The 16,314-nt window shown below is 35.7% G+C and carries 18 protein-coding genes and 2 tRNA genes; 10 read left to right on the forward strand and 10 right to left on the reverse strand.

Translation table 11 applies throughout. The annotated features are described in order from the left end of the window. The 4 genes from ACTCAF_RS07220 to pheA form a co-directional block, all read right to left on the reverse strand. A partial coding sequence (locus ACTCAF_RS07220) for a prephenate dehydrogenase/arogenate dehydrogenase family protein (RefSeq protein WP_463062626.1) occupies positions 1-443 on the reverse strand: 443 nt, incomplete at its 3' end. 4 nt (positions 444-447) lie between these two features. After that, positions 448-1,467, reverse strand: coding sequence for a 3-deoxy-7-phosphoheptulonate synthase (gene aroF / locus ACTCAF_RS07225; RefSeq protein ID WP_463062627.1), 1,020 nt, complete (start codon positions 1,465-1,467; stop codon positions 448-450). Between the two features lie 2 nt (positions 1,468-1,469). Next, positions 1,470-2,567, reverse strand: a complete 1,098-nt coding sequence (gene hisC, locus ACTCAF_RS07230) for a histidinol-phosphate transaminase (RefSeq protein ID WP_463062628.1) — start codon at positions 2,565-2,567, stop codon at positions 1,470-1,472. Continuing rightward, a complete protein-coding gene (gene pheA, locus ACTCAF_RS07235) occupies positions 2,564-3,634 on the reverse strand; it encodes a prephenate dehydratase (RefSeq protein ID WP_463062629.1) in 1,071 nt (356 codons plus the stop codon). The genes hisC and pheA overlap by 4 nt, the downstream gene beginning before the upstream one ends. A 644-nt stretch (positions 3,635-4,278) precedes the next feature. On the opposite strand from pheA, the gene ACTCAF_RS07240 reads away from it, so the two are divergent. After that, positions 4,279-4,752 (forward strand): prepilin-type N-terminal cleavage/methylation domain-containing protein, encoded by a 474-nt coding sequence (locus ACTCAF_RS07240; RefSeq protein WP_463062630.1) that lies wholly within the window; start codon positions 4,279-4,281, stop codon positions 4,750-4,752. A 155-nt stretch (positions 4,753-4,907) separates the two neighbouring features. Here ACTCAF_RS07240 and ACTCAF_RS07245 read toward each other — a convergent pair whose 3' ends face one another. Continuing rightward, the gene (locus ACTCAF_RS07245) at positions 4,908-5,057 is read right to left on the reverse strand and encodes a DUF167 domain-containing protein (protein WP_463062631.1); all 150 of its coding nucleotides are present in this window, start codon (positions 5,055-5,057) and stop codon (positions 4,908-4,910) included. Next, positions 5,047-7,005 carry a P-loop NTPase gene (locus ACTCAF_RS07250; protein ID WP_463062632.1) on the reverse strand — a complete coding sequence of 653 codons (1,959 nt, stop codon included), beginning with the start codon at positions 7,003-7,005 and terminating at the stop codon, positions 5,047-5,049. The genes ACTCAF_RS07245 and ACTCAF_RS07250 overlap by 11 nt, the downstream gene beginning before the upstream one ends. A gap of 58 nt (positions 7,006-7,063) precedes the next feature. Between ACTCAF_RS07250 and argC the strand changes: the two genes are divergently transcribed. The 7 genes from argC to ACTCAF_RS07285 are packed head-to-tail and all read left to right on the forward strand — an operon-like array spanning position 7,064 to position 12,337. Continuing rightward, on the forward strand, positions 7,064-8,065 hold the full coding sequence (argC, locus tag ACTCAF_RS07255; protein WP_463062633.1) for an N-acetyl-gamma-glutamyl-phosphate reductase: 1,002 nt from the start codon (positions 7,064-7,066) through the stop codon (positions 8,063-8,065). A gap of 13 nt (positions 8,066-8,078) precedes the next feature. Next, on the forward strand, positions 8,079-9,287 hold the full coding sequence (gene argJ / locus ACTCAF_RS07260; protein WP_463062634.1) for a bifunctional glutamate N-acetyltransferase/amino-acid acetyltransferase ArgJ: 1,209 nt from the start codon (positions 8,079-8,081) through the stop codon (positions 9,285-9,287). Position 9,288: 1 nt separating this feature from the next. After that, positions 9,289-9,660 (forward strand): gamma-glutamylcyclotransferase, encoded by a 372-nt coding sequence (locus ACTCAF_RS07265; protein ID WP_463062635.1) that lies wholly within the window; start codon positions 9,289-9,291, stop codon positions 9,658-9,660. A 26-nt stretch (positions 9,661-9,686) separates the two neighbouring features. Continuing rightward, positions 9,687-11,123, forward strand: a complete 1,437-nt coding sequence (gene gatB, locus ACTCAF_RS07270; protein ID WP_463062636.1) for an Asp-tRNA(Asn)/Glu-tRNA(Gln) amidotransferase subunit GatB — start codon at positions 9,687-9,689, stop codon at positions 11,121-11,123. 16 nt (positions 11,124-11,139) lie between these two features. Then, entirely contained in the window at positions 11,140-11,541 is a 402-nt protein-coding gene (mce, locus tag ACTCAF_RS07275; RefSeq protein ID WP_463062637.1) for a methylmalonyl-CoA epimerase, read from the forward strand. After that, positions 11,541-12,125 carry an epoxyqueuosine reductase QueH gene (locus ACTCAF_RS07280; RefSeq protein WP_463062638.1) on the forward strand — a complete coding sequence of 195 codons (585 nt, stop codon included), beginning with the start codon at positions 11,541-11,543 and terminating at the stop codon, positions 12,123-12,125. The genes mce and ACTCAF_RS07280 overlap by 1 nt, the downstream gene beginning before the upstream one ends. Continuing rightward, positions 12,122-12,337 (forward strand): DUF2905 family protein, encoded by a 216-nt coding sequence (locus ACTCAF_RS07285; protein WP_463062639.1) that lies wholly within the window; start codon positions 12,122-12,124, stop codon positions 12,335-12,337. Before ACTCAF_RS07280 ends, ACTCAF_RS07285 begins: the two co-directional genes overlap by 4 nt. 60 nt (positions 12,338-12,397) lie before the next feature. Here the strand turns inward: ACTCAF_RS07285 and ACTCAF_RS07290 are convergent, their stop codons facing one another. Further along, the gene (locus ACTCAF_RS07290) at positions 12,398-12,601 is read right to left on the reverse strand and encodes a cold-shock protein (RefSeq protein ID WP_463062640.1); all 204 of its coding nucleotides are present in this window, start codon (positions 12,599-12,601) and stop codon (positions 12,398-12,400) included. A 151-nt stretch (positions 12,602-12,752) separates the two neighbouring features. On the opposite strand from ACTCAF_RS07290, the gene ACTCAF_RS07295 reads away from it, so the two are divergent. Beyond that, positions 12,753-13,604 (forward strand): NAD(P)-dependent oxidoreductase, encoded by an 852-nt coding sequence (locus ACTCAF_RS07295; RefSeq protein WP_463062641.1) that lies wholly within the window; start codon positions 12,753-12,755, stop codon positions 13,602-13,604. Between the two features lie 18 nt (positions 13,605-13,622). Here the strand turns inward: ACTCAF_RS07295 and hcp are convergent, their stop codons facing one another. Then, entirely contained in the window at positions 13,623-15,257 is a 1,635-nt protein-coding gene (gene hcp, locus ACTCAF_RS07300) for a hydroxylamine reductase (RefSeq protein ID WP_463062657.1), read from the reverse strand. A gap of 125 nt (positions 15,258-15,382) precedes the next feature. On the opposite strand from hcp, the gene ACTCAF_RS07305 reads away from it, so the two are divergent. Beyond that, positions 15,383-15,991 carry a LysE/ArgO family amino acid transporter gene (locus ACTCAF_RS07305; RefSeq protein ID WP_463062642.1) on the forward strand — a complete coding sequence of 203 codons (609 nt, stop codon included), beginning with the start codon at positions 15,383-15,385 and terminating at the stop codon, positions 15,989-15,991. Positions 15,992-16,095: 104 nt separating this feature from the next. On the opposite strand, the gene ACTCAF_RS07310 is transcribed toward ACTCAF_RS07305, so the two are convergent. Together ACTCAF_RS07310 and ACTCAF_RS07315 are read right to left on the reverse strand one after the other, a co-directional pair. Beyond that, positions 16,096-16,187 (reverse strand) — tRNA-Ser (locus ACTCAF_RS07310). Positions 16,188-16,196: 9 nt separating this feature from the next. Next, a tRNA-Ser gene (locus tag ACTCAF_RS07315) sits at positions 16,197-16,289 on the reverse strand. Positions 16,290-16,314: the final 25 nt, after the last annotated feature.

Here is a 16,314-nt window from a genome sequence, read left to right on the forward strand (position 1 = left end):
AGTATGTGATATGCACCGCTAAAAAGACTTTCATCCGAATTTTCAAAGCCAGAAACTTCTTTGCCTGCAATCGGATGACCCCCTATAAAATTTAAATTGAGGTTTTTTGCCTTTTTGCAGATACTCGATTTTGTGCTGCAGGCATCTGTTACAAATGTCTTTACATTCTTTTTTGCCAAAAAATCAAGAAACTCAAGGGCAGCATTTATAGGAAGACAAATATAAATCAAATCTGGGGCAAATTTTACAAATTCATTTAAATTATCTGTAATCCCTTCAAATATAAATGATTCAGCAGCTTCAGCAATGCAATCCACACTTTTGTCAAATCCGAAAATCTTTATCCCCCTGGAGCTAAAAGCCTTCGCAAGTGACCCGCCAATAAGTCCAAGACCAACGATACCTACAGATTTAAAAAAATTATTTTCTTTATGGGCAGTCAAATATCTATTCCTCTATGTGTTTTTCAACAGTAGCTGCAATAATTTTTACTCTTTTCATCAAAATGTCAAACTCATCCGGAGTAATGGACTGGTCTCCATCACTCATTGCCTCCGAAGGCTTTGGATGCACCTCAATCATCAGGCCATCAGCACCTGCAGCAATCGCAGCCTGAGCCATAGGAAGTATGCAATCCCTTCTTCCTGTGCCATGACTTGGGTCAACCACCACAGGCAAGTGGCACATCCCTTTTATGACTGGCACGGCTGATAAATCGAGAAGATTTCGTGTTTCACTGTCAAAACTTCTAATCCCTCTTTCGCAAAGAATAACATTATAGTTGCCTTCAGAAGCGATATACTCTGCAGCCATGAGAAATTCTTTGATTGTGGCACAAAGCCCCCGTTTCAACATGCAAGGAATTCCTGATTTCCCCACCTCTTTCAGCAATCTGAAATTTTGCATATTCCTGGCGCCAATCTGGATTATATCAGCATATTTGCCCACAAGCTCAATATCTCGCGGGTCCATAAGTTCCGTTATGACAAGCATACCAAACTGGTCAGCAGCTTGTCTCAAATATTTTAACCCCTCTTCACCAAGCCCCTGAAACGCATATGGAGAGGTTCTTGGTTTGAAAGCCCCCCCGCGCAGAATTCTTGCTCCCGAAGCATAAACCCTTGACGCAACATCAAAGAGCATATCTCTATTTTCCACCGAACATGGTCCTGCCATGACGACACTGTGTCTTCCGCCAATTTTTATCCCTTTAATATTCAGTACAGATTCTTCCTTTTTAAATTCGCTGCTTACAAGCTTAAAAGGTTTGAATACCGGCACAACCTTTTCCACACCGGGAAATGAACTCAAAGGCTTATCCCTCAAAACAGATTCATCCCCCACAAGACCTATTACAGTCTTGCCTTCATTTTCATAAATATGCGTTTTAAAGCCGTAAGACTCAAGCTTTTCCACCAAAAACTGCAAATCAGCCTGATTAACATCTTTTTTCAAAACTATTATCATAATTATTTTCCCAAAACCTTTTTCAACTTTTCTATAAAAAAGTTATTTTCACTTTCAGTGCCGATAGATACTCTCACATATTCTGCCAAACCAGGTCCAAGATATCTGACAATAACACCTTCTTTTAAAAGCTCATCAAACACCCTTTTCCCATCACCGACATTAACAAGAATAAAATTGGCCTGAGTAGGAATGTATTTCAGTCCCAAATTGTTAAACTCTTTGTAAAGATAAATTTTGCCTTCTCTGTTTGTTTTTATCGACCTTCTCAGGAAATCCGTATCATCAAGAGCAGCAGTGGCAGCAATTTGTGCAAGCATATTTACATTAAAGGGCTGCCTTACCCTGTTTAACATATCTATCCCTTCTGCATCGCCAATTGCATATCCTACTCTAAATGCCGCCAGACCATACGCCTTTGAAAATGTTCTCATAATGACAAGATTTTTATATTTTTTCAGCAATTTAAGAGAGTCAGGATAATCCCCTGCATCCACATATTCTATATAGGCTTCATCCAGTGCGACGATTATGTCATCTCTGACACTTTCAAGAAAGTCTACCAGCAAATCTTCGCTAAAATATGTACCTGTGGGGTTGTTGGGATTTGCAAGGAAAACAATTCTCGTTTTGTCAGTTACCGCATTCTTTAACCCCTCAAAATCCATTTCAAAACCTTCTTTCATCTTTACCCAGTCACACCTGCTCCCTGCAGCCTGCGCAATAATACCGTAAACTGAAAACGATGGTGCATATGACAAAACTGTCTCCCCATTTTTTACAAAAGTCCTTATCAACAGCTCGATTATTTCGTTTGAGCCAGTCCCAAAAATTAATTCATTTTTCTTCACACCAAGCTTTTCAGCAAGCTTTTCCCTCAGGTAGTAGGCATCGCCCAACGGGTATCTGTTCATTTCATGCAAGTTTTCTATTATAGCCTGTTTTGCTTTTTCAGGAATCCCCAGAGGGTTTTCATTTGAGGCAAGTTTAACAGCCTTTTTTATTCCAAGCTCCCTTTCAAGCTCTTTTATAGGTTTGCCAGGCTGATAAGGTATTAAATCTGCGATATTTTTTCCTGCAAGTTTTTTGTAGTCTATCATTTTTCCCCCTTCGGATATGAACCTAATATTTTAAAAAAAGAAACCTCTTTACTAAATTTGTCAATCGACTCTTTTATCCTGTTATCCTTATAATGTCCATCAATATCCACATAAAAAACATATTCCCATGCCTTCATCTTGGAAGGCCTTGATTCGATTTTGGTCATATTGATTCCATTTTCTGCAAATGATTTCAATGCCTGATAAAGTGAACCAGCCCTATGGGTAACAGAAAATACAAGGGATGTTTTGTCATTGCCGGTAATTTCAGGCTCAAAATTGCCTATTATAAGAAATCTTGTATAGTTATTTGTAAAATCTTCTATACTTTTACTTACTATTTTTAGGCCATAAACAATTTCAGACATTTCAGAGGCAATAGCTGCAGCAGTTTCATCCTTTGAGGCAATCTCAGCGGCTTTGGCGGTTGACTCCACTTCGATTATCGGGACATTGCCTGCCTCACGCAAGAGCCACTTTCTGCACTGAGCTATCGCATGAGGATGAGAATATATTCTTTTTACATCTTCAAGCTTACCTGTTTTGTTCATCAAATGGTGACTCACTTCAAGATAAACTTCACCGCAAATTTTTAAGTTTGAATTCATAAACATATCAAGGGTATGATTTACCACCCCCTCCAGCGAATTTTCAATAGGTATAATACCGTAATCGCACCTTTTTTTCTCAACATCCTCAAAAACTTCCGGGATACTTCTTGACGCCAGCAGTTTTGCCGAAAGTCCAAAATGCTTAATCCCTGCAAGGTGCGTAAAAGTCCCTTCAGGACCAAGATATGCAATTTTTTGAACCTCTTCCAATGAAAGGGACGCTGATATAATTTCCCTGAAAACGCTCTTGAGAGATTCATTAGGAAAAGGCCCCTTATTGATAGATTTCAGCCTCTCATAAATCGCCTTCTCCCTGGATGGCACATACAGCGGCTTATTTTGGGACTGCTTTATTTTGCCAATTTCTATAACGCATTTTGCTCTTTTATTGAGAAGCTCCAGGATGTTATCGTCAATTTGGTCGATTTCCTGTCTCAATTCATCAATACTTTTCATATTCTATCCCTTAAACATTTTGACAACAAATACCAAAAAGTTAAAAATTATTCAACTTTTTTTAATAACTTTACAACTCACTCATCACCCATCACCCATTACCCATCATCATTCACCATTCACCATTCACTATTCACTATTCACGGTTCCTAAATCACCTATTAACCCTATCTCTAAAACACTCTTTTAAAAATCAGCCCTATTTTTTTCTAAATAGCTAAGAATAACATTTGATTAGACTTAACAAAAGATTAGCAAACTATCTACCAAAAACCTGTTATTTATTTTAAATAATTTAATTTATTATTGACTATGAAAAATAATTTATTATTATACGCACAAGATTTAGGACATCCTCCCAATAGTAATAGATTAACTCCCCCAAACTTGCCCCTTTTTTAAGGGGCATTTTATTTTTGCTAACACTTTCAAATATACTATTTAAATATGCCATTTTTCTTTGAAATAACAAAAACTGACATCACCCATTTTTATATAAGAAAATATATTTGACAGGTATTTATAATTGCTAATGCCCCCAAAATGTTGTATGATGATTTTAACAAAAAAAGCAACAATAACAACAAAATGGAGGCAGTTTATGATAGGTGAAATTAGTTTAATTTACAATTTTGGAGGATAATATGCTGGAGGTAATTTTTATGAAAAAAGGTTTTACATTGATTGAGCTGATTATCGTTATAGTAATCATTGGTATCCTTGCCGCAGTAGTAGCGCCTAAATTTGCTAATATTTCAAAGGATGCAAAAATATCTGTCGTTAAAGGTCTTGGTGGAGCAGTTAATGCTGCAAAAGATATTGTAAGGGCTAAATGGCTTATTCAGGATAATCAAAGCAGGTCTTGGGTTGTTGATGGTGATAATATTACTGTTGTTTCTACAGGTTACCCATCTGACAATGCTACAGGCATTGCCTTGGCTGTTGATTTTGATACAGATAAGTTTGATAATGGAACAATATCTAATAATGCTTATTATTTCGCATACAAAGGGACTACAACACCAACAACTGCCACAGAAATTGATTGCGGTGTAATTTACGATGTAAATAATGATAATTCTACAAAAGTGATAATTGGTACTGACGGCTGTAAATAATTTTAAATCCAAGTTTTAAAGCGGCCCTTTTCGGGTCGCTTTTTTATCTTTCCAGAGTCTGCCTTATTTCATCAAGACTCATTTCGATGGGGATTTCAATTATTTTATCTCTCCCCTTTTCACCGCTTAAGATTTTGACAGATGATTTGCTCAATTTAATTTTTTGAAATAAATTTGATTACCTCTTTGTTTGCAGCTCCATCTACCGGAGGGGATGAAACCTTTATTTTCAGGATATTTTCATAGTAATACCCTGCAGCTTCAGTCTTCTTGGCATTAGGCTGGACATGAATCTTAAACTTCATCTGGACGGTTTACAACACCTGTGTCTTGATAGTAAACACTGTTTAGAAGAAGTGTTTGAAGATTCTCTTTTATATTAAATTCAACACATTCGAGCCCTTCATTTATAAAAAACTCCCCTTCCTTTAAATTCATCAAAATATAAAATGATTGATACGGGTCAAAATCTTTGTAAACTGCATTTACAACCTTTGAATCTTTAATGAAAATCTGCCCCGAAGCGGTGCTTGTAAGCACTTCTACTGTTAATTCCCTGCGAAGTCCACACAAAAACTGTATCAACTCACTCATACTTATATTGCTTATTTCGCCTGAGAAAAATTTATCTGAAGCAATATTTTCGGTCTCCCCAAGAATACTTTTATAAATATTTATGAAACTTTCAATCCGTCTGAAAAAGATTTTCGGAAGCTCAACAAATTCAACACCATACCTGTTATTTTCTCTGATATTTTTGATTTTAGCTTTGACATTTTCTATCTTTTTACCGTTTGGCAGTGAAAAACTAACAATAATCCCCTCATTTATGTCAAGGGGATATGATGTCTCGAGAAGTGCTCCATTCACGCTCAAATCAAGAATTGAGCCTGAAAATGTCTTAATGTTTTTGTAATTTATACTGCAGGCAATATTTACCGGTATCCTCTTGCTGCCACGAAGGGAGTATTCTGTGTAGTCCTGCGGATAACTTATATTTATCAGCGATGAATTTGGCTCAAACCCTTTTATAAGACTCGTTTCAAACTCTATAAGTTTATCCTGAAAAGAATAACGAGCCGTAACCTTTTCATAGTAATCAAAAAGTCTGCGAATTTCCTTCCGTGACTCAATAATCAGGTATTGCCCAAGACTCCAACCTACAATATTTGTCCCGTAAAATCTTTTTTTGTCTTCTACAAAAATAAGCTCTGTCCCTACAGCAAATTGTTTAAAAATATTCCCCTTTACAAATTCACTGGATCTTTTTCTCATATAAAGTTTGATGGTCTTGTAAAGGTTGTTTATATCCTCAAACATTTTGCTCATTGTCTTTTCCATCTGAACCAAAAAATAAGGGTCTTCAATAAAGTCTGATTCCACTGCAGGCTGATTTACCGGTGAATCTGCAGGGACCAAATTGGTATTTTCAGCCATCATTGACTCTTTTTCTTCAATATACTGCTCAAAAAAGTTTTCAATATCAGATTTTGAATCAACATTTTTTGCAACCTGGTCAGCATAATATTTAAAAAATCTGGTGACTTGAGAGTTAGGATAAAGCAAAACTATAGGTATTTGCCTGTTTACAGACTCTGTAAAGTTTTCATCTTCAGGCAAAGGTCCAAGTAGATTTATTTTTATGCCCAAAAACTTACCCACCGTCTCCTTGAATTTATCAAAAACATTGTGGGTCTGTGTTTTGGATTTTGCCCTGTTTACAAGGACATCAATCTCTTTATTGATATTTTTTTCCTTGAGCGTCTTAAGCATCCCATATGCATCTTTTATGGATGTAACTTCAGGGATAATTATTAAAATTACGCTGTCAGCAAGTTTAATAAAACTAATCACTTCATCAGAAACACCAGCGCCAGTATCAATAATCAAAAAATCAGATTTGTCTTTTAGTTTACCTATCTCCCCCAAAAGTTTCTTTTTATCTTTTGAACTAAGATTGGCAAGCCTTGCCACCCCTTTACCTGCAGGAATAATCGAAAGGTTTGGTATCTCTTTTTTCTTAAGTAAAATATCGTTAATACTTGTATCATCATTAATAATATCTTCAATCGTCTTTTTAGGCAATTCACCAAACAGCAAATCTGCATTTCCAAGGGCAAGGTCGGCATCAAAAAGAATAGTATTGTACCCTTGCCGGGCAAGACAGATGCTCAAGTTTATACAAAAATTGCTCTTTCCTACCCCTCCCTTACCGCTTGTAACAGCTAATACTTTACAATTTTTACTTTTCATAATAGAATTATAACCTACTTTAAGTAATATTGTAAACATTTTTTAAAAAAGGTGGAATATGCGCATAGGAATAATAGGGGCAACAGGTTATACAGGGTTTGAGCTAATAAAAATATTGAGCAGACACAAAAATGTAAAAATAAGTGCTGTTACAAGTGATACATCTGCCGGCAAAAAAATCAGTGAAATATATCCCTATCTTTCAAATATATGTGAAAATAAGTTGCTTCCCAACAATTTTGAACAGATACAGGAAATTGTGGATGTTGTGTTTTTATGTCTTCCACACGGTGCTTCACAGGAAGCTGCAAAATACTTTTTTGAAAAAGGTAAACTGGTAATAGACCTTAGTGCAGATTTCAGGATAACTGATGCCACATTATACGAATCTGTATATAAAACTAAGCATAACGCTGTTGATGTTTTGGCCAATAGTGTATATGGCATCCCTGAACTATTTGCCGAAAAAATAAAAGGCTCCAAAATGATTGCAAACCCCGGGTGCTATCCTACTTCTGTTATCTTGCCGTTATATCCACTTCTAAAAGATAACCTGATAGAAAAAAACATGATAGTGGCTGACTCAAAATCCGGTGTAAGCGGAGCAGGGAAAACTCCAAGTGCCAAAACGCATTTTTGCGAAACTAACGAAGATTTTAAACCTTATGGAATTTTTTCCCACAGGCATAACCCGGAAATAGATTTTATATTGTCAGATGCCAGCCCCCAGACACATGTAATCTTTACACCTCACCTTCTTCCAGTTAACAGAGGGATTGAAAGCACAATTTACCTGAAAAAAAATTGTAACTTTTCTTTGAAGAATGTTTTGATGGATTTCTATAAAGATTCATTTTTTGTAAGAATAAGAAAAGATGACTCCATACCTTCCATCAAGGATGTGGCAATGACAAATTTTGTAGATATTAATATTTTTGAAAATGGTAAAAATGTTATTATAGTTTCCTGTATAGATAATCTGATAAAGGGCGCAAGCGGTCAGGCGGTACAAAATATGAATATTGCCCTTGGTTTTGATGAAAAAGAAGGGCTTTTGTAAAAAGGGGAAAGATATGGATATAATTAAAAACGGTGGCGTATGCACGCCTCTTGGTTTTAGCTCTGCAGGTATCGCTGCTGACATAAAAGGGAAAAAAAGCACAAAAAAGGATTTGGGTATTCTTATATCCGAAATTCCTTGTACGGTAGCTGCAACATTTACTGAAAACAAGGTAAAGGCTGCACCGGTAATTGTATGCAACGATTTAATAAGCAATAACAATGAGTTTAAAGGGATTATTGTCAACAGTGGCAATGCCAACGCCTGTACAGGTAAACAGGGGATTGAAAATACCTTTAAAATAATCAAACACTACGAAAACGAGTTAAAGCTGCAGGAAAATTTTTTATTGATGGCTTCTACCGGGGTTATTGGTGTTCAGCTTCCTGTGGATAAATTTATAAATAATAGCCTGAATCTCATAAACAGCATAGAAGATTATCATGAAAGCTTCAACGAAGCAATTATGACAACCGATTCTTTCCCTAAAAGTATAGCTGTACTTGTGGAAACTGACAATGGTGCTTACGTAATTGGGGCTTCAGCAAAAGGTGCCGGTATGATTTGTCCATCAATGGCAACAATGCTCTGTTTTATAACAACAGATGCATTGATAGACAAAACAACTCTCAACCTTACACTTCAAAATGCTGTCAAAAACAGTTTTAACAGGATTACCGTTGATGGTGATATGAGCACAAACGATTCTGTTTATATTTTTGCAAACGGGATTAGCGGCATTTCAATAAACAAAGAAAAGGATATCAGACAATTTGAAGAGGCTCTTACCTTTGTCTGTCTCAATCTTGCAAAAATGATAGTAAAAGATGGTGAAGGAGCCACAAAACTTGTAGAAATAGAAGTGAAAAATGCAAAATCTGAAGAGGATGCAAAAAAATGCGCCTTTAAAATTGCAAATTCACCTTTAGTAAAAACTATGTTTTTTGGTGCAGACCCAAACTGGGGAAGATTGCTTGCATCAGTTGGGGCTTCCCTTATAGATATCGATCCGGATAATATAGATGTGTATTTTGACGAGCTCCACTATGTAACAAAATCAGCTATCATAGACACTTCACTTGAAAATAAAGCACATGAGATAATGAAAAAAAACGAATATAAAATCACAATTGACCTTAACATTGGTAACAAATCATTCAATGCATTTAGTTGTGACTTGACATATGATTATGTAAAAATTAATACTGACTACAGGACATAAAATGAAATTTACAGACAAGGTATTTTTTTACGGACAACTGAAATCTGACGGCTTGTTTTTCCCTTTGTACAGGAAATATGTGCTCAACATAGAAAAAGGGTACACTTTTGGCAGCCTGTATGAATACAAAAAAAGACCTGTATTTATCCCTTCAGGTAATAATAAAGTATTTGGAGAAATTATTACACTTTTCAACACAAGAAAAGTATTTTCAATTTTTGACAGCATAGAATATTATCTGAAAAGAATTTTAACGGATGTTTATAGAGAGCCAGGCGGCAAATTAGTAAAAGCAAATATATACATTTTTGAAAATGTAAACAACGAAACATTAATTCCAATTGAGTCCGGCTTGTGGATTAATAAAAAATAAATTCTTAATAGAAGGAGTTTTGAAATATGGATTTTGAAGCGGTAATTGGTCTTGAAGTGCATGTTCAGTTAGCTACTGAGTCAAAAATATTTTGCGGTTGTTCAACAAAATTTGGCTCACAACCAAATTCCAATGTATGCCCGGTTTGTCTCGGGATGCCAGGTGTATTGCCGGTTTTAAATAAAAAGGTAGTAGAATATACGACAAAGGCTGGTCTTGCACTGAATTGCAAGATAAACAGAAAAAGTGTATTTGCCAGAAAAAACTATTTTTACCCTGATTTACCAAAAGGTTATCAAATATCACAATATGAGCTTCCAATTTGCGAACATGGATATATCGAAATCAATATCGATGGCAATGCAAAGAGGATAGGCATTACCAGGATTCATATGGAGGAAGATGCAGGTAAATCTATTCATGGTGAAAACCTTGGTGACCCATCTGCCAGCTTTATCGACCTAAACAGAACAGGAGTACCCCTAATGGAAATAGTCAGTGAGCCTGATTTACGCAGCGGTGAAGAAGCAAAAGAATATCTTCAGAAACTTAAGGCAATCCTTGAATACATAGAAGTTTCAGACTGTAACATGGAAGAAGGTTCATTGAGATGTGACGCAAATATTTCTGTAAGGCCAATAGGTCAAAAGGAATTTGGCACCAAAACCGAAATCAAAAATATGAACTCTTTCAAAAATGTGCAAAAGGCTATCGAGTACGAAATAAAACGTCAGATAAAAGTCATTAAAGATGGTGGCAAAATTGTTCAGGAAACAAGACTCTGGGATCCTGATAAAGGGATAACTATTTCTATGAGGAGCAAAGAGGAGGCTCACGATTACAGATATTTTCCTGATCCTGATCTCGTGCCATTGAAGCTTGATGAAGATTTTATAGAAAATATTAGGAAAACACTGCCAATTTTGCCGGATGAGCTGAAGGAAAAGTTTATAAAAGAATACGAACTCCCGGAATATGACGCAATGGTGCTCACAAGCTCAAAATCTTACGCTGATTACTTTATTGAAGCAGTAAAACATTTTAATAGCCCCAAAAAGATATCAAACTGGATAATGTCAGAGCTGCTTAGAGTTGTAAACGATAAAGACTGCGACATATATGAAGCAGGTATTTTGCCAGAATATCTTGCAGAAATCGTAAAACTTATCGAAGATGGTAAAATCAGCGGAAAGATTGGTAAGGATGTATTTGAAGAAGTAATAAAAACAGGCAAAAAGCCTTCTGTAATTATTGAAGAGAAAGGTCTTGTTCAAATATCCGATTCAAGTGAGCTTGAAAATATTGTTAAAAAGGTCATCGAAAGTTCTCCAAAGGAGGCTGAAAGATTCAAAAACGGAGAAACAAAACTTATGGGATTTTTTGTAGGTCAGATTATGAAGGAAACCAGGGGCAAGGCTAACCCCAAACTTGTAAATGATTTGGTCAACAAACTCTTGTCATAATAATAGAGGTGAAGTTATGTTAAACAAAATCGATCACATTGGCATTGCCGTAAAAAGCCTTGATGAAGCAGTATCTTTTTATGAAACAATGGGAATAAAGCCGTACCATTATGAAGAGGTTGACAGCCAAAAAGTAAAGGTTGCATTTATAAAAGTGGGTGAAAGCAATATCGAGCTGCTTGAGCCTACTTCTGAGGAAAGCCCTATTTTCAAATATATTGAAAAAAAGGGGGAAGGGATTCATCATATATGTTACGACGTTGAGGATGTAGACAAAGCGCTTGAAACACTTAAGAATGATGGTTTTAAATTGATAAATGAGAAGCCCATGAAAGGGGCTCATCATAAAATTGTTGCTTTTGTCCACCCAAAGTCAACAAATGGAGTACTTACCGAACTTTCAATGGACGAGAAGTGATGAAAATTTTGTTGCATCAATGTTGTGGGCCATGCTCAATTTTCCCGATCGAAGTTTTGGGTGAAAAAAATTTTGAAATAACTGCATATTTTTTCAATCCCAATATTCACCCTATACACGAATTTTATATGAGGTTAAACGGAGCAATTGATGTAGCCAAATATTATGACATCAATATTATTGTTTCAGAAAATTACGGGCTTGAATATTTTCTTGACAAAGAATTTTATGAGAAATCTAAAAGATGTTCTTTTTGTTATGATTTTAGGATTGAAGCCACAGCAAAACTAGCTTCTGAAATGGGATTTGACTTTTTCACCACTTCCCTTCTGTATAGCAAGTACCAAAATCACAATGAAATCACCGATTTGTGTGAAAAATATTCAAATAAATATAATGTAAATTTTTATTACTATGATTTTCGTGAGGGGTGGAAAAGAGGGATAGAAAAATCCAAAGAAATTGAAATCTACAGACAACAGTATTGCGGTTGCATTTTCAGCGAAGAGGAAAGATACAAAAAACAGTTGAAAAATCAATTGAGCAACAGAATAAGCTCTTTAAATAATGCGGAGGCGGTATGAATTTCGGAATAGGTAAGATACTTATAATATTTGGAATAATACTTATAATCTCCGGAATACTTTTCATTGCAGGTGAGAAAATAGGTCTTGGAAAGCTCTTTGGAGACATCTATTTTAAAAGAGGGAATTTTAGCTTTTATTTTCCAATAACCACATCAATAATAATAAGTATAATATTAACTATCTTGCTGAATATATTTTTCCGGAAATAAAAAATCCGCCCCTTTTTTGAGGCGGATGTATTTTTTAATCAGACTTTAAAAATGTTTCAATTAAGCTTTTGAAACATTAGCTGCTTGTGGTCCTTTTGGTCCTTCTACTACTTCAAATTTTACCTTATCACCTTCTTTTAAAGACTTGAAGCCTTCCATTGTGATAGCAGAGTAATGTACAAATACATCCTCTCCTGTTGAACTAGTGATGAAACCATAACCTTTTGAATCGTTGAACCACTTAACGGTACCTGTGTTACTCATCTTAATTCACCTCATTTTTTTACTGAAGCATTCGCTTCACCAATGAGATTATCACTATTAAAAAAATATGTCAAACAATATTAAAATAAAATACTTTTTTATTTAATTTTTTTCATAAAAATATATTTTAGGAATTCAAGGAGGTGCTTAAATGAAAATCTCTTTTGTGGGTTTTGGAAAAATCGGCTCTGCCATGGCAGAAAATCTTAATAGATATTATGAGGTAACAGGATTTAATCGCAACATTGATAAAGTTAAAAATGTTTCAAAAATAGCCAGAAGTCTGAAAGAAGTGTCTGAAAACGACATAGTTATTTTAAATCTTTCAGACAGTTTGGCAGTAGGTGAAGTGCTATTTGGAGAAGGTGGACTTGCAAGTCACAATTTATCCAGTAAAATAGTCATTGATACCACCACCAACCATTTTGAAAAGGTAATTGAATTTCATGAAAAACTTACAAATATGAATTGCTCATATGTGGAGGCTCCGGTAATAGGAAGCGTAATACCGGCACTCAACGGGCAGCTTACAGTTTTAGCTTCATGCGAAAGGGGAGTTTTTGAAAATGTTAAAGATATTCTAATGTGTATCGGTAAAAAGGTGATTCATTATACTGAAAAGGGGCTTGCAACAAAATTGAAACTTTTAAATAACCTGGTACTTTCAAATTTTATGTTTGCTATTGCAGAAGCCACATCTTTCGGAGAAAAAATAGGACTTGATAAAACAAAGATTATAGAAGTACTTGAAAATGGTGCAGGCAATTCGGTAGTTCTTAACGCAAAAAAAGGGAAGCTGCTTAATGAAGATTTTGATGCACATTTTGATGTAAAAACTTTGCTGAAAGATTTGAATTATGTACAGGAGTTATTTGAAAAAAACAATCTCCCGCTTCTAAGTAACTGCACCAAAAATATTTACTCCATTGCTTCAAATATGGGTTACTCTGACAAAGATTTCAGTGGAATATATAGCTTCTTGAAAAAAATAAAGGGCGACTGAAAAAGCCGCCCTGAAAATTTATTTTCCAGCCACTATTGCTTCCAAATCTTCTTCAACTGAACCAATTGGTTTTATATCAAAATTTTCAACCAGTACTTTTGCAACATTTGGTGATAAAAATGCAGGAAGAACCGGTCCAAGCCTGATGCCTTTAACACCTAAATATAAAAGTGCCAAAAGTACACAAACTGCCTTTTGCTCATACCATGCAATATCATAGGAGATTGGCAACTGATTGATATCTTCAAGCCCCAAAACTTCCTTAAGCTTAAGGGCAATATAAGCAAGTGAGTATGAGTCATTGCACTGACCGGCATCAAGCACTCTTGGAATACCACCGATATCTCCAAGTTCAAGCATATTGTACCTATATTTTGCACAGCCAGCAGTCAATATTACATGATCTTTAGGAAGTCTTTTGGCAAGCTCTGTATAATATTCCCTTTCCTTTAATCTTCCATCGCATCCTGCCATAACTACAAATCTCTTGATGGCTCCGCTTTGAACAGCTTCTATTACTTTATCTGCAAGGCTCAATACCTGATTGTGTGCAAAACCTATAACAATCTTTTTCCCTTCTGTTGGTGTAAGGCCGCCTAAGTCCTTAGCCATTTTTATAAGTGGTGAAAAATCTTTCATTTTTCCTTGCGGAGCATTTGGAATATGTTTTACTCCAGGCCATCCGACAAGTCCTGTGGTAAATATTCTATCCTTGTACTCATCCTTTGGAGGAACAATACAGTTTGTGGTAAAAAGAATAGGCCCATTAAAAAGAGGGAATTCTTTTGTCTGATTAAACCACGCAGTCCCAAAATTCCCTGCCAAATGCTTATACTTTTTAAACTCGGGATAAGCATGAGCTGGTAACATCTCACCATGTGTATAAACTTTTACACCTGTTCCCTCTGTCTGGATTAAAAGCTCTTCCAAGTCCAAAAGATCATGACCACTCACAAGAATACCAGGCCCTTCGTAAAGTCCTGTGTAAACTTCAGTAATTTCAGGGTTACCATATTTTGTGGTATTTGCCTCATCAAGAAGTGCCATTGTTTTTACGGCAATCTCACCGGTTTTTAAAGTAAGAGAAATAAGCTCATCAGCTGTGATATCTTTCCTCAAAGTTTCTGCCAAAGCTTTTTCGACAAACTCAGTGATTTCGCTGTTTTTGTATTTTAATACGTAAGCATGATCAGCATAAGCTGCAACCCCTTTAAGTCCGTAAATAATGAGTTCTTTCAATGACCTTATATCTTCATTTTCTTCAGACATAACACCAACTGCAGTGCCTTTAGCCAGAAAATCCTCTTTTGTAGGGCTTGATTTCCATGTAACTGCATCAGGTGCATTTGACAAATCTCCAACTTTTGACTTCAAATCATCTCTCAGGCTCAGTGCTTTTTTGTTATACTCAACAAACCTTTCCGGGTCAAAGTTAACATTTGTGATTGTGGCAAACAACCCTTCAAGCACAAACAGGTCTGCCTCTTCGGTATCAATACCTTTCTCTCTTGCCTTGATTGCTACATAAGAAAGCCCCTTTAAAGTATAAACAAGGCAATCCTGCAATGTGGCCACCTCATCATTTTTGCCACACACCCCCTTAATATTACATCCTACACCCTTTGATGCTTCTGAACATTGATAACAAAACATACTCATGTTTACCTCCTGCTTTTAATGTTGTAACTAACATACAATTATTAAAAAAAATTGTTTTGACATATATCAAAAAAAGATAATTTTCTTGAATATGTATATAAGTTTTTTATAATGCTGCGATGAACAGTGTCAGTGCTCTTGTTTCCGGATTTTCATTGGGTTTATCTCTAATATTGGCAATAGGTGCTCAAAATGCATTTGTCATAAAATATGGAATCTTGAACAGATATATTTTCACAATTTGCTTTATCTGTTCTCTTTCAGATGCAGTTTTAATATTTTTGGGCGTATCAGGTTTCGGTATAATTATAAAACAGTATCACTCCATTATTATTGTAGCCAAATATTTTGGAATAATTTTCCTTGCATACTATGGAGCTTTAAATATTTACTCTGCATTTGCCAAAAGTCACTCAGTTGAGTTCAATAAAAACAATCAGGAGTCTTATAAAAAAGTCATACTTACCTGTCTTGGATTTACCTGGCTTAATCCTCATGTTTATCTGGATACCGTATTTCTTCTTGGCTCAATCTCAGTACAATTTAAACAATACAAATATCATTTTGCTTTAGGTGCAATGCTTGCCTCTCTTTCATTCTTTTTCTCCCTTGGTTATCTTGCAAGATTAATTGCACCGATTTTCAAAAACGCATTGTCATGGAAAACTTTTGAAATATTGATAGCCGGTATTATGTTTTACATCGCATATAAAATCTACAAAATTTAAAAATTGAGGCCTAAAAGGCCTCAAAAAGTAAAAAAATATATAAAAACCTACTCTGGGGGAAGTATGGAAAACTTTTATAGATTTGCAATAAACGTTTGGCAAAACGGAGAGAGAGGGATTTGAACCCTCGGTACACCTTTTGGGCGTACACTCGCTTAGCAGGCGAGCGCCTTCGACCATACTCGGCCATCTCTCCAAAAAAATATGGCGGAGGGAGTAGGATTCGAACCCACGGTAGGGGGCTACCCTACAACGGTTTTCAAGACCGCCGCCTTAAGCCAGACTCGGCCATCCCTCCGCTAATTTCTGGGGAATGATTATAT

The organism is Deferrivibrio sp., assembly GCF_055117995.1.